Raw genomic sequence first — 19,762 nt, 5'->3', positions numbered from 1 at the left:
GTATAAATAAATATGGATTAAACAAGTTAAATCTATGAGGTTAGTGAGGGAAGATTGAGTGGCAGAGCTAAGTTTATGAAATAAAAGCTTACTTTGTGTTAGATAATTAGTAACTATTTCCTTTCGTAATCAATTGGATATTATATCAGTACTCGAAATTACAGTAATGGTGATATAAATATCACCATTACTGTTAGGTATTAATTATATTGGTTCAATAAATAATATGATTCCATCCACATCGATGACTCTTATTTGAGTGCCTTTAGAGATATCTTGATCGCATCTCGCTGACCAGGTGGTATCACCAAGCTTAATGCGGCAATCTCCCGCTTGCACATCTTCCTCCAGACGAGTCGTCATTCCGATTAATTGCTTTTCTCGTTGATTGAGTTCGCGCTGTTGATCAGATTTTTTATCTTGTTTAAATTGTCTTCTCCACCATAACCATGTTGTGATCAGTGAAAAGACACCAAAGCTAACCCACTGTAATTGCCAGCTCATCGGCAGGATTGAGAAAATAAGCCCCACGAGAATGGCTGAAATACCAAGCCATAAAAAATAGCCAGCAGTACCCAGCAGCTCAGCCGCTAAAAGTAGCAAACCAAAAGCAAGCCAGTGCCAATGATTCATCTGTTCCAATAATTCAACCATTAAAAATTGCCTTATTTATCTTCAGGTTGCGCTTTAAACATTTCAGCTATTCCAGCAACTGAGCCCATCAGACCTGTCGCTTCAAGTGGTAACATAATGATTTTACCATTTTCAGCTTGGCCGATACTCTTAAGTGCATCGGTATAACCTTGCGCGATAAAGTAATTCACCGCTTGCATATCACCTTGTGCTATCGCTTGAGAAACCATTTCTGTTGCTTTTGCTTCGGCTTCTGCTGCACGTTCACGAGCTTCTGCTTGTAAGATAGCGGCTTGTTTTTCTCCTTCAGCACGCAGAATTTCGGATTGCTTGTGGCCTTCTGCTTTGAGAATCTCAGCCTGACGAATACCTTCTGCTTCTAAGACATCTGCACGTTTGTTTCGTTCCGCTTTCATCTGAGCGTTCATTGCAGCGGTAAGATCGGCTGGTGGCTGTACATCTTTGATTTCGATACGGGTAACTTTAACGCCCCAAGGGTTAGTCGCAGCATCGACGATGGTCAGTAGTTTCGTGTTAATCATGTCACGCTGGCTGAGCATTTCATCAAGTTCCATAGAGCCTAAGACGGTACGGATATTGGTCAATGTAAGGTTACGAATCGCATGCTCCAAATCGTTAACTTCGTATGCAGCTTTCGGTGCATCGATAACTTGAACAAAACAAACGGCATCAATGACAACATTCGCATTGTCTTTTGAAATGACTTCTTGAGCAGGGATGTCTAATACGCGCTCCATCATGCTGATACGGTTGCCGACTCTATCAACGAAAGGGATGATAAGGTTCAACCCTGGTTTTAACGTTTGGGTATAGCGTCCGAAGCGTTCAACAGTCCAGTTGCTTCCTTGGGGTACCGCTTTAATTCCTGCGAAAATAAAAACAACTGCAACAATAATAAAACCACCTATAGTGATTAAAGCATCAATAGCCATGGTAATTCCTTTTTAAAATGAGAAAGTGTTTGATATGCAATTAATTTATTGTTGATCACTTTTGCTTTGGGGGCAAATTTATAAATGAGAAGTCAGTTGGAACTTGTATTCATCGCATAAAAAAGAGCTCTAGTTGAGCTCTTTGTTTACATGAGGTGTTTTGCTTTATTCGTCGCTACTCATATGACTATTATTGGCGAAACTAATGATTAATATAGTAGAGAATAAAGCTGTCTTCTGTATTTTCCAGAAATCGCGTTACCTTGTCCTAGTGCGCTAAGAATATCCATGAATGCTTTTTTGAGATTACCATCTTGAACATTTAAATCTGAACGGATAAAAGACCATAATAGCTCTAATGCTTCTTCATCACGGCTTACTTGGTGATATTGCAGTGCCAAGTCATGAGCTAATTGTGTATTACTTGTATCTTGTTGAAATTGTAATTCTAGAGATTGGATTTCAGGACTATCTGCGGCTTGTTGGTGCAGTTCTAGCTTCGCAATCATGCTCTTATAATAGTTGTCTTGATATTCAAGAGGAATAGTTTTCAATTGAATTTCAGCATCAGAGAACTGACCCATTTCGAGCAAACAGTCTGCAATGGCGAGTTTTACTTCACCCTTAGTGGTTATGGATTCCGGTAGCTCACGTAAAGCCACTAATGCTTCCGCATGCTCGCCAGATTGCATTTTTTCTAATGCGTGACGTAATTTCATCTCATCTTGATTCGGCAAATGTTTGTCTAGCATTGCGACGATAGATTCGATGGTTTGAGGTCCACCAAGGCCATCAACAGGTTGGCCGTTAACGAATAAGGCAATAGTGGGTAGGGCTTGTACACCAAATTGACCAGCGATGGTTTGCTCTTGCTCGCAATTGAGCTGTGCCAGAGTGAAGGCTCCATTATATTGTTGAGTAAGGCTTTGTAGCTCAGGGATAATTTGAGTGCTTTCTGGATGAGACGGAGCCCAAAAATGGATGAGTACAGGAGCTTGTGACGAACCTTCTAGTATTTGACGAAAGTTACTTTCATTGAATTCTACAACATGAGGTGACTGCATTCCGGAAATCCTTGGTAATTATCTCGAGTTCAGATTAGTTATTAAATATGGGTTCTTCTCTCTAACTTCAAGAGCTGAATCGAAAAACGCCCAAACTTAATAAAAATTAGTGGGCGTTTTCGATGCTTGATACGAATGATAAGGGGTGGTGCTCAAAACAATAAAAATAGTGTTAATGCAACACCAATACCTATCAAATTGAGTTGGTTTAGGGTCATGTATTTACCTGTCGTAACACGCTAATTGCAATCGGGATATGCTCATTTTTATAATGACAGGTGATTGTTACGAGTAAGTGACAATGTTTAATCGATCGCCACTTTATTTTGATTCAGTGATGAATACTAATAGCTAGGTCTTCCGCCCAAGCCCTAAGCCAAAGCCTTTAGTCATAAGTTCTAATAGTCATAAGCTCTAATAGTCATAAGTTCTAAGCGGCTTTGCGTAAGATAGGATCTAACCATTTCGAGGGTAGAATGCGTTTTAGAAAGGCAAACACTTTCGTTGGGGTCGTGATCCTATAGCGTAATTTGGGTGACTTGGACTCTAATGCATGCAGTACTGGTGCGATGCAAGCTTCCGCTGGGAGTACAAACGCATTATTCGATTCATCGTTGGCTAGACGTGAAACTTGTTGTTGGTAGTAGGTGCTATGGACACTGTCTTCAATGTTTATCCACTTTTTAAATGCAATAAGCGCATTTGCACGAAACTGAGTTTCGATTGGTCCAGGTTCGATAAGAGAGATATGAACACCTGATTGATATAGCTCAAGGCGTAGAGTGTCAGTCCAACCTTCAATTGCAAATTTGGATGCGTTGTATGCCCCTCGATATTTCATGGCGGCAAAACCGAGAACGGAGCTATTTTGAATAATACGCCCTGTTCCTTGCTTTCTCATTGACGGGAGAAGTTGAAGTACGAGTTCATGCCAGCCAAAAAAATTGGTTTCAAACTGCGTTCTTAATCCATCGGTTGGTAGATCTTCTAACGCTCCTGGCTGTCCATAAGCACCATTATTAAACAGTGCATAAAGATTTCCATCACACAAGCGTAGCGCTTCTGTCGCGCCAGAACGGATGCTATCAGTGCAACTTAAGTCTAACTGGATACAAGTGAGACCTTCCTGCTGAAGTTTTACAACATCATCCTGGTTTCGGCATGATGCGATGACTTGATAACCTTGTTGATGTAGCGCATGAGCACAAGTGTAACCAATCCCCGTTGAACATCCTGTAATCAATATAGCCTTTGACATTGTGACTCTCATTAATGGTCTTGTATGAATTTAATTTTGGTTTTGCAGTAAATTTTTAAGAGCAGGCTCTATTCTAGAGTAAGCAAAAATGAACCCCAGCTCGGTTAATTTTTTAGGCTTGGCTCGAATACTATCAAAAAGCAAGCATGAGGATTCTCCCATCATTAATTTCAATATCCATTTAGGAGTGAAAAGTAAATGAGGTCTTTTTAGTGCTTTAGCTAAAGAGCGGCTGAAAGTTTTATTGGTAACGGGATGAGGCGCACAAACATTGAATTCACCACTAGCATGTGGCGTTTCTACTAAATAAACAATGGCTCTCACCATGTCTAACATATGAATCCAAGGCATATATTGTTTGCCTTTGCCTATTGGCCCACCGAGCCCTAGCTTGTAAGGCAGTAGCATTTTGTCCAAGGCTCCCCCATCTTTACCTAGCACAATCCCAGTTCGAAGGAGGCATACTCGTGTGAGCTCAGATTGAGAACGCTTCGCGATTTGTTCCCAGTGGGAGCAGACTTGATGCGGAAAACCAACTTGATGGACATGAAGACTTTCATCGAAAGGGTGATCTTGTTGATCACCATAATACCCTACGGCAGAACCGCTAATAAAAACGCTAGGAGGTTCAGTGCTCGCATGAATGAGTTCGACGATTTTTTCAGTGAGTTTCCAACGGCTATTGCAGATGGTTTCTTTTTGCTTGGCGTTCCATCGTTTTTCTGCAATCGCTTCACCTGCCAGATTAATGACAACATCAACATCATTAAGATCGCTAAAGTTATCTAATGTGTTGATGTAAGTGATATTTCCAGTATTCGCGTGTTGTAAATTTTGCTGTGCGTTTTGCGGGTTTCTCGTCAGTAATACAATTTGCTCCGTTCTAAAGCATTTAATGAGTTCCTTTCCGATAAAACCCGTCCCACCTGTCAATAGTATCTTCATATTCCCTCCGCTTTGTACCAATTATAGACAGTTAAGCCGTAATAAGCTCAGGTTGAAGTGAGCTGGTGTGAAATAAACAGTGGAAAAACTCAATTATATTCAGCTGCTTGTGCGAACGGTTCACATTTTTAACAATTGAGTAGCTAAATGTATTAAGTGCCTAACCTTTGTCACACCTATATAGACGACTATTTGCCATGATGGTTTCATAGGTATGACAGTTTCATAGGTTAATGAGTGACTTGAGGCAATATCGTATCGATAAACCGTGGTTATTTTCTGAAATAGCCGATTCACAACGATGAATTAGGAGATCTATGGCAGCAATACTTTCGCTATTTAAAGCCATGCTGGGGAGCTTTAGAGATTTACTCCCTATCGTGCTTGTTATCGCTTTTTTTCAGTTGGTTGTTTTACAAGAGCCACTCCCTAATTTAATTTCTATCCTTGTTGGATTGTTGTTGGTGGTCCTTGGTTTAACCTTTTTTATTTTTGGATTGGAGATGGGGTTATTTCCAATCGGGGAATCGATGGCGCAAGCCTTTGCCCGCAAAGGGAGCGTATTCTGGCTCATTTGTTTTGCCTTTTGCTTAGGGTTTGGCACCACGATAGCAGAACCTGCGTTAACGGCAGTCGCAGATGAAGCGGCAGAGGTGGCAGCTGAAGGCGGTATGATCATTCATACTGAAGCGGCCATGAGTGATTATGCGGATGGACTGCGTTTGACGGTCGCATTTTCTGTTGGGATAGCCATTGTTCTTGGGGTATTGAGAATTTTAAAAGGGTGGCCAATTCATTATATGATCATTGCTGGCTATATCGGTGTGGTGATCCTTACTGGATTTGCGCCTGAAAATATTATCGGGATCGCTTACGATTCAGGAGGGGTGACCACGTCTACTATAACTGTGCCATTGGTGACGGCTTTAGGGGTAGGGTTAGCGTCTTCGATCAAAGGACGCAACCCAATGATTGACGGCTTTGGTTTGATCGCCTTTGCCTCCTTGTTGCCTATGATGTTCGTTATGGTCTATGGAATGGTGGTGGCATGATTTCATTTTCCGATTTTATTGACACTTTCACTGGGACTGTTTTAGATGTTGTCCCGATTGTGACCATTATATTTGGTTTCCAAGTCGCGGTGTTACGTAAACCCATAAGTAATTTACCTAAAGTAATATTGGGTTTTTTCTATGTCATTTTAGGTCTTTCTCTTTTTTTAATGGGGCTAGAACTTGCGCTGTTTCCACTTGGCGAAACCATGGCTCAGCAGTTAACTGCTCCAGAGTTTTTATATGAATTTAAAGTGAGTGTAGGTCAGTCACTCGCTTGGATTGATTACTATTGGGTTTACCTTTTTGCCTTCTTTATTGGTTTTAGCACCACAATCGCAGAACCATCGCTTATTGCCGTTGCGATAAAAGCCAATCAAGTGTCAGGGGGAAGTATCAGCGTGAATGGGTTAAGAATTGCGGTAGCTCTAGGGGTTGCGATTGGAATATCTTTGGGCAGTTATCGAATTGTAGTCGGAGACCCGATTCACTATTACATCATCGCAGGTTATATCGTGGTGGTGATTCAAACCTTTTATGCTCCTAAATTAATAGTGCCTTTGGCATATGATTCTGGAGGAGTGACAACGTCAACGGTAACCGTACCCTTAGTTACGGCTTTAGGACTAGGGCTAGCTTCTACCGTTCCGGGACGAAACCCGATGATTGATGGCTTTGGTCTGATCGCCTTTGCCAGTTTATTTCCTATTATTTCAGTTATGGCGTATGCCCAAATTACCCAATGGTTAAACCAAAAAGGCTCGTCAGAGGAGAAAGAAAATGCGCTTTAAACTCATTTTGGCTTTTGTAGAGGATAGCAAGACCGATGTGGTTCTTGATGCTGCTCGAGATGCCGGTGCAACGGGAGCGACGGTGATCAACAACGCTAGGGGCCAAGGTGTGAATAAAAAACGCACATTCTTTGGTTTAACTCTTGAAGTGCAAAAAGACGTGTTGCTATTTGTTGTTGAGGAACACCTTTCGCGTCATATCTTGGAAAGAATCAGTGAGGTCGGGGAGTTCGACCAAGAGTCAGGGCAGGGAATAGCGATACAGATTGATATCGAAGATGCGGTCGGGGTTGCCCATCAAGTTGAGACATTAACAAAAGTTGTTGAGGAAGAAATATGATCAGCCATGAAAAAATACGCATTAGAGACGTAATGGCCAATACCTATGTCATTGTTGATGGACTAACGACAGTACATGAAGGTATCAAACTGGCTAAGCAGCATAAGGTTAAAGCGCTTATCGTGAATAAGCGTCATGATGACGATGAGTACGGTATTGTTTTAATGAATGATATTGCGAAGAAAGTGCTCGCGCAAAATCGTTCATCTAAACGTACTAATATTTATGAAATCATGACAAAACCAGCGTTAGCCGTTGATCCTAGTATGAACGTTAAATATTGCGCTCGGTTATTTGAACGTTTTGGCATCAGCCGTGCGCCAGTCATCGAAGATGGAAAGATTATTGGAATGGTGAGCTACAACAATATCGTGATAAATGGCATGGCGAAAGATGACGACTAAAAGAGGAATGCGTACAATAGCGTCAACTTAAAATAAGGAGACGCTTGTCTTGAATCTTTTTTTCGCTTCAGATTTACACGGCTCACTGCCTGCAACTGAACAGATGATTTCACAATATGTGAAATCAGGAGCTAAGCATCTAATTTTGTTAGGTGACATTTTAAATCACGGCCCGAGAAACGCGATTCCTGAAGGGTATAATCCCCCTGAGGTTGCACAGCTTCTTAATCAGTATGCGGACCAGATCATTGCTGTTAGAGGCAACTGTGATAGTGAAGTGGATCAGATGTTGTTGTCATTTCCAATGATGATGGATTACTCGTGGGTATTGCTAGAAAGTGGTCAACGTCTATTTTTGACACACGGTCACACTTATAATTCTGATAAGCGACCAGCTTTACGTGACGGTGATATTTTGGCTCATGGTCATACCCATATTCCGGTAGCAGAAGAGCAAAATGGTGTGGTGATCTTCAACCCAGGCTCTGTGACTATTCCACGTAATGGTTACTCTGCAAGCTTTGGACTACTCCGTAATAATAGATTGCAAGTTATTGGCTTTGACCAATCGGTAATTAAAGAAGTGACCATCTAATAAAAAGGGAAGCGATAATGCTTCCCTTTTTTGTATTAGTTTGTAAATAACACCGTGGAACCATGGTTTAAGCTGGTTAAGAGCAGTGTCTTTTGGTTTACGATATCAATCCGGCGGCTTTGCTGAGAATCTAACTTAAATACCTGAGTAATTAGTGTTAATTGCTCGGGAGTGAACTCTTTACTTTGAGCAGAAGAGACATCTTTAAACTCAGTTGGAGAGATTAATAAATAGTTATCACTAATATCCCATTCGCCAGTTTCTGAAATGTTGATGGTGTTTTGGCTCTCTTTCTCATTACCGAACAGCTCCATTCGAGAGACGCGGATGTATGAACCATTTGGTAAATACTTTACGTTTGATATCACCTCAACTTTACTTAGCGGCCCAATCGCACTCTCTTTATCATTACTGGTGATCAGTGAGACCATTCTAGATTGCCACTCTTTAGACGTAAGCACTTGTTCAACTTTGATGTCGCTTCCCCAATACATCCATGCACTTAATACAGAGGAGAGGGCTAACGCGAGATAAGCCAATTTTAATTTCATCATCTTACCTTACTTACAGACTTTATTTAGATTGGAGAGTTCAGTGAAAATTCGTAAGGTGACATTTTCACCAGAAAACTCCACAGGATGGATGTAATTCAACACTAACCGATTGTTTTCTCCACCCGTTGCAATGACTTCGCTAGGCATCAGTTCATCACGGTGACGTTCATTGTAGCTTTCAATACATGTTTTTATTGATGGCACCCATTTAGAAATATCAGGATGGTTCAATGGTGTTTTAATCGGGATATTATCCACCACCGCAAGTTGGCGGAATTGCGACTCTGCTGGGTTTGTGAATAGCAACACCAATAAAGGAAGTAGAACGGCAATGCTCACGAGAATCTTTGGTAGCCAGCTGAGTAACTTTGAATCAAATGAGGCGGTTTCTTGTGTTACTGCGCCAAGGTTTGATTGTTGTACTTCCACTTCAACGACAGGTGCTGGTGATTCGGATTCTACATTTGTGTTTTTTTCTTCAACAGCCGTTTCATTTTGTATGGGTAAAACGGTATCACTTGACGCCAATGGAGCGGAACGTTCTACGTCGGCAATGAGTTGATAGCCTCGCTTAGGCACTGTCTTAACGAAGGCAGGGGATTTTGTAGAATCTTTAAGCATCTTGCGTAGTGTTGATATCGCCTGAGTTAGGCTTGAATCATCAACTTCAAATCCTTGATCTCGCCAAACAAACTCATGGAGTTGATTACGAGTGATGACTTCATTGGGTTTCTCGCATAGCAATAATAGGATACGACTCTCATTGCTACCTAGTCTAACCGTTTCGCATTCCTCTGCTTGATCCATAAGAGAATTACTATTTGGATCAAAAACAAAGCGCTTCGCAAGTATGAACTTAGTACCGATATTACTCATTGAATTCTTCTTTATTAGATGACTTTCAGGGGATTTTATTCGGCCAATCATCGATTAATTGTCAATCTTGCAGGCTGAATTTATGTTCTTTGATATTTTTTCGAAATAATCATAGTTAAAATAAAATAAAAAAACACTGTTTTTATGATTTTTGACCTTGAATTTACATTTGTCATCCTCATGTTAAATAACAAGATAGACGAAATCGCATTTACAGTAAGCCGCGATCTCACAGTATAGATGCTATGGAGCGAAGATGAGCGAAACAGTAACGAACAATAAAGAAACCCGTGGTTTTCAGTCAGAAGTAAAGCAGTTACTTCACCTAATGATTCATTCACTGTATTCAAATAAAGAAATATTCCTACGTGAATTGATTTCAAATGCTTCAGATGCCTCAGATAAATTACGTTTTCAAGCGCTCTCTGATTCGAGCTTGTATCAAGGTGAAGCTGATCTTGGTGTTAAACTGTCATTTAGTAGTGAAACCAATACCTTAACTATTTCTGATAACGGCATCGGTATGAGCCGTGATGATGTTATTGAGCATCTGGGCACGATCGCTAAATCAGGTACAGCGGACTTCTTTTCAAAATTATCGGATGATCAAAGTAAAGACTCACAATTAATCGGTCAGTTTGGTGTTGGTTTCTATTCGGCATTCATCGTAGCTGATGCGGTAACGGTTCGTACCCGAGCTGCCGGTTTAGCAGCCGATGAAGCGGTACAGTGGCACTCAGAAGGTGAAGGTGATTACACCATTGAAACCACCACAAAAGAGTCTCGTGGTACGGATATCATTTTACATATGCGTGACGAAGGTAGGGAGTTCTTGTCTGAATGGCGCTTACGTGAAGTGATTGGTAAATATTCGGATCATATAGGTATTCCGGTTTCTATCTTAACGAAAGTAAAAGATGAAGAAGGAAAAGAGACGGATGAGACCGAGTGGGAACAGATCAACAAAGCACAAGCTCTGTGGACTCGTAATAAATCAGATATTTCAGAAGAAGAGTATCAAGAGTTTTATAAGCATGTATCGCATGACTTTGCTGATCCATTAACTTGGAGCCATAACCGAGTTGAAGGTAAAAACGATTATACGAGCTTGCTCTATATTCCTGCAAAAGCTCCGTTTGATATGATGAACCGTGAACATAAGAGTGGCCTAAAACTTTATGTTCAACGCGTATTCATTATGGATGATGCGGCGCAGTTCATGCCTTCTTACCTACGTTTCGTCCGAGGCTTAATTGATTCAAACGATCTACCGCTTAATGTTTCGCGTGAAATTCTGCAAGACAATAAAGTAACTCAGTCACTACGCAGTGCATGTACTAAGCGAGTGCTTACTCTGCTTGAGCGTATGGCAAAGAAAGACGATGAAAAGTACCTTTCTTTCTGGAAAGAGTTTGGCATGGTGCTAAAAGAAGGCCCTGCTGAAGATATGGCAAATAAAGAAAAGGTTGCCGCTCTGTTGCGCTTCGCTTCAACTCATGTCGATTCTTCAGAACAGACGGTTGGCCTGCAATCGTATGTAGAGCGTATGAAAGAGGGACAAGATAAGATCTATTTCCTGACAGCAGATAGTTACGCAGCGGCTAAAAACAGCCCACACTTAGAGCAGTTCAAAGCGAAAGGCATCGAAGTTGTATTGATGTTTGATCGAATCGACGAATGGCTAATGAATTACCTAACCGAGTTTGATGGTAAACAGTTCCAATCGATCACTAAAGCGGGGCTGGATCTTGGTCAGTTTGAAGATGAAGCTGAAAAAGAGAAGCAAAAAGAGACACAGGAAGAATTTAAGTCTGTTGTTGAGCGCACACAAAGCTACCTAGGCTCTCGTGTTAAGGAAGTTCGCACTACCTTTAAGCTAGCAACAACACCAGCCGTAGTCGTTACTGATGACTATGATATGGGGACTCAAATGGCGAAACTACTGGAAGCAGCAGGTCAAGCGGCTCCAGAAGTTAAGTACATTTTTGAGATTAACCCAGAGCATGAGCTTGTGAAACGTATGGCTGATGAAGCGGATGAACAAGAGTTCGGTCGTTGGGTAGAAGTTCTGCTTGGTCAGGCTATGCTTGCTGAACGTGGCTCTATTGAGGACTCTTCTCAGTTCTTAGGTGCTATCAACCAGCTTTTGACTAAAGTTTAAGTAGTAAAAAATTAAAAAGCTCGCTTCGGCGGGCTTTTTTAAATTAAAAGTCACTAAAATCGGCAAAATGACGCTAACGTGACTTTATCAGTTGCGAATTAACGCCAGCTCGTATTCTTTAGTCTTAGGCACAACTTATGGATAATTTTTGTGTTAGAATGCTGAGCTTGAATCTCTGGTTCAAGGCGTGTATTTTGCGCGCTCACTTTTAATAAACGTTATACCGAAACTTATCGTTGGTTATTTAAGTATTGGTGAATGTATGGCTCAACGATTGTGGCTGCTTTGTGCTGTGTCGTGGAGAGTCGTATTCTTTCATCACCCGACTTATTGTGAGCTTCGGTATAAATCATAATTTTTAAAGAGGATTAAACATGCGCATCATCCTTCTAGGTGCTCCAGGTGCTGGTAAAGGTACACAAGCTCAATTCATCATGGAAAAATATGGTATCCCACAAATTTCTACTGGTGACATGCTACGTGCTGCGATCAAAGCGGGTACAGAGCTAGGTAAGAAAGCAAAATCAGTGATTGATGCTGGTCAATTGGTTTCTGATGATCTTATTCTTGGTCTTATCAAAGAGCGTATTGCTCAGGCTGATTGTGAGAAAGGTTTCCTACTTGATGGTTTCCCTCGTACTATCCCTCAAGCTGATGGTCTAAAAGAGATGGGCATCGCCGTTGATTACGTTGTTGAATTCGACGTTGCTGACAGCGTGATTGTTGAGCGCATGGCGGGTCGTCGTGCTCACCTAGCTTCTGGTCGTACTTACCACGTTGTTTACAATCCGCCAAAAGTGGAAGGTAAAGATGATGAGACAGGTGAAGATCTTGTTGTTCGTGATGACGACAAAGCTGAAACCGTTCTTGCTCGCCTAGGTATCTACCATGAGCAAACAGCACCATTAATCTCTTACTACAGCAAAGAAGCTGAAGCAGGCAATACTAAGTACCTTAAATTTGACGGTACTAAGCAAGTTGCTGAAGTTAGTGCAGATATTGAGAAAGCACTAGCATAATTGGCTAAACGTCAGTTTTAGATTTTGTTATATTAAAGGCGACCATTATTGGTTGCCTTTTTTTGTTGAGCCGTTTCATGCGATTTACGCGAAAACACTCTGAATGAATCATCATACTTATCTGCATCATAAACGCTGTAGAAAGGTATAAGTTAATTAAGATATTTATGGATAATAAAAAACAAGGTGTTCTTCTGGTTAACTTAGGTACACCTGATGAGCCAACAGCATCGGCAATAAAACGTTTCTTAAGTGAATTCTTACATGATCACCGTGTTGTCAGTTTGTCGCGTTGGTTATGGTGCCCAATATTGCATGGTGTCATTTTACCTATTCGAGCGCCTAAAGTTGCGAAGTTGTACGAAAGCGTATGGATGGATGAAGGCTCGCCGTTGATGGTGTACTCCAAAAGGCAAGTCGAAAAGTTACGAGTTCAAACGAATTTACCGGTTGAGCTTGGAATGACTTATGGATCGCCAAGCTTGAAAAATGGCATTGAAGCATTAATGGCTCAAGGTGTAGAGGATATTATTGTTCTTCCTTTATACCCACAGTATTCAGGCACAACGACCGCAGCGGTTTCGGATGGGCTGACGAAAGCATTTAAGCAGATGCCTGTCATACCAAGTTATCGCTTGATTCGAGATTACTATCAGCACCCGTTATACATTAAAGCGCTGGCCCAGCAAGTTAGGCAGCAGTGGAAGAAAAGTGGGCGAGGAGACTACCTTCTGTGCTCATATCACGGGATCCCAAAACGATTAGCGGATCAGGGGGATATATATCCTCAGCATTGTGAAGAGACAACTCGATTGCTAGCACAAGAGCTCGAATTATCAGAAGACAAGATTGGTATGACTTATCAATCTCGATTCGGTCGAGAGGAGTGGTTGACGCCCTATACGGATAAAACATTAGAGATGTTGCCTGCTAAAGGGATTAAGAAGCTAGATATCATGGCCCCAGCGTTTTCTGTTGATTGTCTTGAAACATTGGAAGAGATATCAGAACAGTGCAAAGAGATATTTGTTGAGGCTGGTGGTTCAGAGTTCAACTACATTGAATGTTTGAATGATGCAGATGACCATATCGAAATGATGGCAGATCTGGTTGCCAATTAGTATATTTATTATACTTAAATGAACAGCGTTTTATCGGCAGTCGCTTTAATGAATTTGCTTGGTTGATGGATTTACGTATTGATTTTAAAGAAAAAGGGCTGCAATTAATGCAGCCCTTTGTATATGTGTTACTGAATGAACTAAACTAATTGAGCTTGTTGCTCTTCAATAATTTCAGCACTTGACGCTGATACTTCCGCGCCATGCATCCAATGAACTAACGTATTTGCACACATCAATAATACGACACCACAAATAGTTGCAGTAACCGCAATGCCGCCAAAGATAGCCATAGGGCCAAATTCGCCTACGTGTGAACCGATTAGACCCGCAACATAGTTTGCGATTGCGTTGAAGCCAAACCATGCACCCATCATCAGTGATGCTAGACGTAGCGGAGCAAGTTTAGTCACAAGCGACAGTCCAATTGGTGATAAGCATAATTCACCTAACGTATGGAAGAAGAACGCACCCACAAGCCAAAGCATTGATGTCTTAACTGTTGTGTCACCGCCTTGTTCCATTACCGCACCAACCATGCATAAGAAACCTAAAGCAAGGAAGAACAGAGCTAAGGCAAATTTAACTGGTGAGTTTGGTTCACGCTTACCAAGTTTTACCCAAAAAGCGGCAAGAACAGGCGCTAGACCGATAATGAAGAATGGGTTAAGAGATTGGAACCAAGCGGTAGGGACTTCAAAACCACCAATCATACGATCAGTATATTGTTGAGTGTAGATATTCATCAGGCCACCGGCTTGTTCGAAGCCTGCCCAGAATACAATAACAAATAGACCCATAACCAAAACAACTTTCAAGCGGTCGATCTCTTGTGGCGTTAATGGCGCTTTGTTTTGAGAGTTCTTCATATCTCGGTCACGTACTGCTGCTGGAACGGTACCAATATCGCCTAGCCATGATTTAGCCAGTGTCATTTGCATGATTAAACTAATGACCATACCAATACCAGCAACAAGGAAACCCGCTTTCCAACCATATGAGCCCGTTACAGAACCAGAAACAATACCCGCAAGTAATGCACCGATATTGATACCCATATAGAAAATGGTGAATGCACCATCACGGCGGTGATCACCTTCGTTGTATAGGTCACCCACCATCGTTGAAATGTTAGGTTTGAACATACCGTTACCAGCAATCAGGAGTGCGAGACCTAAATAGAATGCTTGTTCAATACCTAAACCGATAGCGTGAGTTGGTAAAGCTAGAGTGAACTGACCAATGGCCATCAATAAACCACCTAGCAGTACAGATTTACGCTGACCTAAGTAGTTATCTGCAATGTAGCCACCGATGAGTGGTGTGATGTAAACCAGACCGGTATAGATGCCATATAAATCTAAAGCGTCTTTAGTTGACCACCCCATACCACCATTAATCGTGGTATCAGTAAGAAAAAGAACTAAGATGGCACGCATTGCGTAGTAAGAGAATCGTTCCCATAGTTCTGTACCAAAAAGAAGGAACAAACCTCTAGGGTGACCGAAAATGTTGTGTTGGTTTGGCATAAGTTTTACTTATTTTAGTTATTAAAGAATTTAATGTGTGGTTAGGTATACATATTGGAATTAATAACTGCAATAGTTGAAATGTATAGGTGATATGAATAGTTAGGGCTAACTGTTTGAAAATAATAAACTAAGTAGAGGAAGCGGTGGTTGATTAATGAGGTGAAAACTTATTTCTCATTTTTGTCTTGAGGAAAATAACAGCAAAGGCGCTCGAAAAAATAGCAATTTATGACGATAATTTGGTTGTCCTAACTCCGAGCATATTGGTATGACGTAAACTTATGCTAGGATGTGGAAAAAAATATGGCTAGAAAAATTATGAAACGTTGGTATTTACTCTATTGTAAGCGCGGTGATCAAAGCCGAGCAAAGCAACATTTAGAGAATCAGGGGGTGGAGTGTTTTTACCCTGAAGTCACAGTAGAAAAAATGTTGAGAGGTAAGCGACAAACTGTAAAAGAACCTCTTTTTCCATCGTATGTCTTTATACGTTTTGACTTTGAAGTAGGACCAACATTTACCACTGTCAGGTCAACCCGCGGTGTGGTTGATTTTATTCGGTTCGGAGCCGTTCCAAAAGAGATTCAAGGCGACTTAATATTTGAATTGAAACAAATAGAAAAAAATACCAGTGATATTTCTGATGAAAGCCTTCCAGAGAAGGGCCAAGAAATAGCAGTGAAAAGCGGACAATTCTCTGGAATTAAAGCGATTTTCCAAGAATCAGACGGCGAAGCTCGTTCCATTATGCTGGTCAAAATGATCAGTAAAGTCATACCTGTGAGCATTGATAATAAAGATCTGGATTTTGATCTTTAATGATTGAACGCTACCGCTAGTGGTTAGAATTATATGCAATATCACAGGGGTTCTCCCATTAAAAAAGGCACTAAAAAGTGCCTTTTTTCGATCCAGTGATTGATGAATTAATTCACCTCAAGCTGTACTACGCTTCATAAGCATCGTTGTGAACGGCTTGTACAGCTCGACCTGATGGGTCAACACAGTTTTTGAATGACTCATCCCATTCAATTGCTTTTGCAGAAGAACAAGCAACTGAAGGGCCGCCAGGGACACATTCCGCAGCAGATTCTAGTGGGAATAGCTCTTCAAAAATTTCACGATAAGCATAACCCTCTTTAGTTGTTGGAGTGTTGTATGGAAAGCGGAATGCAGCCGTTTCCATCTGCTTATCTGTTACTTTAGCATCGGCGGTTGCTTTCAACGTATCAATCCACTCATAGCCCACACCATCAGAGAACTGCTCTTTTTGGCGCCATGCGATGTTATGTGGCAAGTAATCTTCAAAACACTTACGTAAAATGTGCTTCTCCATTTTTCCGTTGCCGCACATCTTATCTTCAGGGTTTAAACGCATAGCAACATCAATAAACTCTTTGTCTAAGAAAGGTACACGTCCCTCTACACCCCATGCTGCTAATGATTTATTTGCACGAGCACAGTCAAACATATTAAGAGCAAGCAATTTACGTACGGTTTCTTCATGGAATTCTTGAGCGTTCGGTGCTTTATGGAAGTACAAGTAACCACCAAAGATTTCATCGGCCCCTTCGCCAGACAGCACCATCTTTATACCCATAGCTTTAATCTTACGAGCTAGGAGGTACATAGGTGTTGATGCACGAATTGTTGTCACATCGTAGGTCTCAATGTGATAGATCACATCACGAATGGCATCTAACCCTTCTTGGATTGTGTATGTCATTTCGTGGTGAACGGTACCGATTTGGTCTGCCACTTCACGTGCTGCTTTAAGATCTGGAGCGCCTTCTAAGCCGACAGCAAAAGAGTGTAGCTGAGGCCACCATGCTTCTGACTGTTCATCATCTTCAATACGTAAAGCAGCATAGCGTTTTGCTACCGCAGAGGTAATTGATGAGTCTAATCCGCCAGAAAGAAGAACACCATAAGGAACGTCAGTCATTAGTTGGCGTTTAACGGCATCTTCAAGAGCTTGAGTTAACTCTTCCATACTGGTTGAGTTGCCTTGTACCGCAGCATATTCATTCCAGTCACGAGTGTAGTAACGTTGAGGTTCAGCATCGTTAGAGCCGTAGAAGCAACCCGGAGGGAATTCACTTACTGTTTTACATACGGGTACGAGAGCTTTCATTTCTGAAGCAACGTAGTAGTTGCCGTGCTCATCATAACCCTGATAAAGCGGGATAATACCGATATGGTCACGACCGATAAGATACTGATCTTTCTCTTCATCGTATAAAACAAAAGCGAAAATACCGTTTAGCTCTTCAAGAAGATCGGCACCCATATCTTCGTATAGCGCTAAGATCACTTCACAGTCAGAGTCGGTCTGAAATTCATATTTACCTTCATAGCGAGCTCGAATTTCTTGATGGTTGTATATTTCGCCATTGACCGCCAGGATGTGTTTTTTATCCTGACTATAAAGCGGTTGAGCGCCACTGTTTAAGCCAACAATAGCCAAACGTTCGTGAGCTAGAATTGCATTGTCTGATGCATAGATACCAGACCAATCAGGTCCGCGATGACGAAGCTTTTTCGACATCTCTAAAGCAATAGGGCGAAGTGATGCAACATCACTTTTAATGTCTAGAATGCCAAATACTGAACACATACAACTTCCTTTTAATATAATTCGGTGCGATTGACTTTAATTTGCCATTTTGATTAAAAAAAGCAACCGTATTGCTTTAATTAAATATCAAATAGCTTCAATGGTTAGAAATAATTTAACTAAAAGCGTATTTTGGTTGATTTTATCTAGTTGTGGTGTATTTTTTGAGCGATAAGGCTCTAAAGGTAGAACTTTAGAGCCTATTGGGTAAGGGTTAAGGCTTGTTAAAATTTGGTTTTAACTGCTTACATACATGACGAGCAAAACCTGAACCAGCTTCACTGTATATGTTAAATGCGGCATCAACACCATTCTCGACTAAACTGTCAAGTTGGTCAGTGTATTCAGCAATGGCGGCAATTTGACCTTGATAGTTGCGTAACTGTAGCTGCTCTAGGGCAATTTGGTTCCCTTGATGATGAGGCATTGCAAGTAGTACGAGTTTGACATTTGCGGTGTCGAGTATGCGTTCCCAAAAATCGGGATCGGTTGCATCTCCTGAAATGACATTTCGTCCCTGAGTTCGATGTTGGTGTGCTGCATCTTCTCGTACTTCGACCCCAAGACTTATTTTTCCATATCGAGTACGTAACTCATCGTAAGCACCAGTACCAATTCGACCCATTCCCAAAATCAAGATTTGAGCATGGCCAGGGTTGATCAATTGATCTCGGTTGTTGAGTTTCTCTGCCGCATGTTCTTTTAGCCACTTACCTGAACGCTGATACAGTCGATGGCCCTTACGGTTGAGTGGTGCTGCTAGTATGAAAGAGATAGAGACGGCAATCGCGATAGCAACCAGTATTTCTCCAGACATCCAGCCCATTTTAAATGCTAATCCACTGACGATAAGGCCAAATTCACTGTAGTTGAATAGAGACAAAGACGCGAGAAGTGACGTACGAACTCGAAATTTAAAATGGTTGAGCACCCAAAAATATAAGACCCCTTTAATTGGCAGTAGAAGTATAAAGAGTAGAGCCATCATCCCACCTTCAATGGTGGGTTTTACTGAGAGGCCAATATTTAAGAAAAAGCAGACAAGAAATAATTCTTTGAGATTAAATAGTGACTTAGACAGCTCTGATGCTTTTTTATGCCCAGCTAACAGCATGCCTAAAATCAGAGCACCAAGATCGGGCTTCATACCTACAACTTGAAATAACCCCGCACCAACCACTAATGCAAAAAAGACACCGCATAAAACGAGCATTTCACCGTGTCCGACCCAGTCAATAATTTTAAAGAAAATAGGGCGAAGAAAAGGTAAGAGGAAAAGCGCGATAGCGTACCATTCAGGTAGCTTTCCTGTTGATGCGGTTAGAAAGACCACCGCGAAGATATCTTGCATAACCAAAATACCAATGGCAATCGTGCCGTAGGTGGCATTCATTTCCCCTTTTTCTTGCAGAGACTTAACTGCAAAAACAGTACTAGAAAAAGAGAGTGCGAAACCAAGCAGTACGATTTGCTCAAGCGACATAGCGGCTAAAGATGAAATGCCAAGTATTTTGAAACCGAATAATAACGCACTGAAAATGGCAGTAGAGAGAAGGTTATGTACACTGGCCCCTGCCCATATTTCTTTGGATAAGAGTGTTTTTACGTCAAGTTTAAGGCCAATGGTGAAAAGCAGTAATGTCACACCTAAATCAGCAAGAGTGATTATGGTATCACTGGTTTGAATTCCAAAAGCATGCAGACCAAACCCGGCAAGCAGAAAACCAACTAAAGGGGGGAGGTTGCATTTGAGAGCAAAAAATCCGGCGATAAATGCCGTTGTGATTAAAATTAGTTCCATAGTTTTATAATTTTTATTCCTAGCTAAAAAACGGGCCGTGTTTATT

At 41.3% G+C, this 19,762-nt stretch carries 19 protein-coding genes; 9 read left to right on the top strand and 10 right to left on the bottom strand.

Features of this window, described 5'->3' with window-relative positions:
- Nucleotides 1-204: 204 nt before the first annotated feature.
- The 5 genes from FCV43_RS03135 to FCV43_RS03115 form a co-directional block, all read right to left on the bottom strand.
- Nucleotides 205-654, bottom strand: a complete 450-nt coding sequence (locus FCV43_RS03135; protein ID WP_136993983.1) for an NfeD family protein — start codon at nucleotides 652-654, stop codon at nucleotides 205-207.
- An 11-nt stretch (nucleotides 655-665) separates the two neighbouring features.
- Nucleotides 666-1,586 (bottom strand): SPFH domain-containing protein, encoded by a 921-nt coding sequence (locus FCV43_RS03130; protein WP_017053281.1) that lies wholly within the window; start codon nucleotides 1,584-1,586, stop codon nucleotides 666-668.
- A gap of 209 nt (nucleotides 1,587-1,795) precedes the next feature.
- The gene (locus tag FCV43_RS03125; RefSeq protein WP_136993982.1) at nucleotides 1,796-2,650 is read right to left on the bottom strand and encodes a co-chaperone YbbN; all 855 of its coding nucleotides are present in this window, start codon (nucleotides 2,648-2,650) and stop codon (nucleotides 1,796-1,798) included.
- A 430-nt stretch (nucleotides 2,651-3,080) separates the two neighbouring features.
- A complete protein-coding gene (locus FCV43_RS03120) occupies nucleotides 3,081-3,908 on the bottom strand; it encodes an SDR family oxidoreductase (RefSeq protein WP_136993981.1) in 828 nt (275 codons plus the stop codon).
- A gap of 30 nt (nucleotides 3,909-3,938) precedes the next feature.
- The gene (locus FCV43_RS03115; protein WP_017053278.1) at nucleotides 3,939-4,853 is read right to left on the bottom strand and encodes a TIGR01777 family oxidoreductase; all 915 of its coding nucleotides are present in this window, start codon (nucleotides 4,851-4,853) and stop codon (nucleotides 3,939-3,941) included.
- Between the two features lie 317 nt (nucleotides 4,854-5,170).
- On the opposite strand from FCV43_RS03115, the gene FCV43_RS03110 reads away from it, so the two are divergent.
- The 5 genes from FCV43_RS03110 to yfcE are packed head-to-tail and all read left to right on the top strand — an operon-like array spanning nucleotide 5,171 to nucleotide 8,035.
- Entirely contained in the window at nucleotides 5,171-5,905 is a 735-nt protein-coding gene (locus tag FCV43_RS03110; RefSeq protein ID WP_017053277.1) for a DUF1538 domain-containing protein, read from the top strand.
- Entirely contained in the window at nucleotides 5,902-6,696 is a 795-nt protein-coding gene (locus FCV43_RS03105) for a DUF1538 domain-containing protein (protein ID WP_136993980.1), read from the top strand. Before FCV43_RS03110 ends, FCV43_RS03105 begins: the two co-directional genes overlap by 4 nt.
- Nucleotides 6,686-7,036 carry a P-II family nitrogen regulator gene (locus FCV43_RS03100; protein ID WP_017053275.1) on the top strand — a complete coding sequence of 117 codons (351 nt, stop codon included), beginning with the start codon at nucleotides 6,686-6,688 and terminating at the stop codon, nucleotides 7,034-7,036. The genes FCV43_RS03105 and FCV43_RS03100 overlap by 11 nt, the downstream gene beginning before the upstream one ends.
- Nucleotides 7,033-7,440: a CBS domain-containing protein gene (locus FCV43_RS03095; protein WP_017053274.1), complete on the top strand. Its 408-nt coding sequence runs from the start codon at nucleotides 7,033-7,035 to the stop codon at nucleotides 7,438-7,440. Before FCV43_RS03100 ends, FCV43_RS03095 begins: the two co-directional genes overlap by 4 nt.
- A gap of 49 nt (nucleotides 7,441-7,489) precedes the next feature.
- Nucleotides 7,490-8,035 carry a phosphodiesterase gene (gene yfcE, locus FCV43_RS03090; RefSeq protein ID WP_136993979.1) on the top strand — a complete coding sequence of 182 codons (546 nt, stop codon included), beginning with the start codon at nucleotides 7,490-7,492 and terminating at the stop codon, nucleotides 8,033-8,035.
- A 35-nt stretch (nucleotides 8,036-8,070) separates the two neighbouring features.
- Here the strand turns inward: yfcE and FCV43_RS03085 are convergent, their stop codons facing one another.
- Entirely contained in the window at nucleotides 8,071-8,586 is a 516-nt protein-coding gene (locus FCV43_RS03085; protein WP_017053272.1) for a regulatory protein ToxS, read from the bottom strand.
- Between the two features lie 9 nt (nucleotides 8,587-8,595).
- Complete coding sequence (locus FCV43_RS03080; RefSeq protein ID WP_136993978.1) at nucleotides 8,596-9,465, bottom strand: winged helix-turn-helix domain-containing protein; 870 nt, start codon at nucleotides 9,463-9,465, stop codon at nucleotides 8,596-8,598.
- A 256-nt stretch (nucleotides 9,466-9,721) separates the two neighbouring features.
- Between FCV43_RS03080 and htpG the strand changes: the two genes are divergently transcribed.
- The 3 genes from htpG (at nucleotide 9,722) to hemH (ending at nucleotide 13,766) form a co-directional block, all read left to right on the top strand.
- The gene (gene htpG / locus FCV43_RS03075; RefSeq protein WP_136993977.1) at nucleotides 9,722-11,626 is read left to right on the top strand and encodes a molecular chaperone HtpG; all 1,905 of its coding nucleotides are present in this window, start codon (nucleotides 9,722-9,724) and stop codon (nucleotides 11,624-11,626) included.
- 374 nt (nucleotides 11,627-12,000) lie between these two features.
- Nucleotides 12,001-12,645 (top strand): adenylate kinase, encoded by a 645-nt coding sequence (gene adk, locus FCV43_RS03070; RefSeq protein WP_017053269.1) that lies wholly within the window; start codon nucleotides 12,001-12,003, stop codon nucleotides 12,643-12,645.
- A 167-nt stretch (nucleotides 12,646-12,812) separates the two neighbouring features.
- Nucleotides 12,813-13,766, top strand: a complete 954-nt coding sequence (gene hemH / locus FCV43_RS03065; RefSeq protein ID WP_136993976.1) for a ferrochelatase — start codon at nucleotides 12,813-12,815, stop codon at nucleotides 13,764-13,766.
- Between the two features lie 140 nt (nucleotides 13,767-13,906).
- Here hemH and FCV43_RS03060 read toward each other — a convergent pair whose 3' ends face one another.
- Nucleotides 13,907-15,295 (bottom strand): peptide MFS transporter, encoded by a 1,389-nt coding sequence (locus FCV43_RS03060; RefSeq protein ID WP_136993975.1) that lies wholly within the window; start codon nucleotides 15,293-15,295, stop codon nucleotides 13,907-13,909.
- A 321-nt stretch (nucleotides 15,296-15,616) separates the two neighbouring features.
- Between FCV43_RS03060 and rfaH the strand changes: the two genes are divergently transcribed.
- Entirely contained in the window at nucleotides 15,617-16,117 is a 501-nt protein-coding gene (gene rfaH / locus FCV43_RS03055; protein WP_029203442.1) for a transcription/translation regulatory transformer protein RfaH, read from the top strand.
- 127 nt (nucleotides 16,118-16,244) lie between these two features.
- Here the strand turns inward: rfaH and asnB are convergent, their stop codons facing one another.
- Together asnB and FCV43_RS03045 are read right to left on the bottom strand one after the other, a co-directional pair.
- Complete coding sequence (asnB, locus tag FCV43_RS03050) at nucleotides 16,245-17,915, bottom strand: asparagine synthase B (RefSeq protein WP_136993974.1); 1,671 nt, start codon at nucleotides 17,913-17,915, stop codon at nucleotides 16,245-16,247.
- A gap of 214 nt (nucleotides 17,916-18,129) precedes the next feature.
- The gene (locus tag FCV43_RS03045) at nucleotides 18,130-19,716 is read right to left on the bottom strand and encodes a cation:proton antiporter family protein (protein WP_113795836.1); all 1,587 of its coding nucleotides are present in this window, start codon (nucleotides 19,714-19,716) and stop codon (nucleotides 18,130-18,132) included.
- Nucleotides 19,717-19,762 lie beyond the last annotated feature (46 nt).

This window comes from Vibrio genomosp. F6 (assembly GCF_005146325.1).
Classification (GTDB): Bacteria; Pseudomonadota; Gammaproteobacteria; order Enterobacterales; family Vibrionaceae; genus Vibrio; species Vibrio cortegadensis.
The sequence above is the reverse complement of the archived record's forward strand: the minus strand, read 5'-3'. Positions and strand labels throughout refer to the sequence as shown.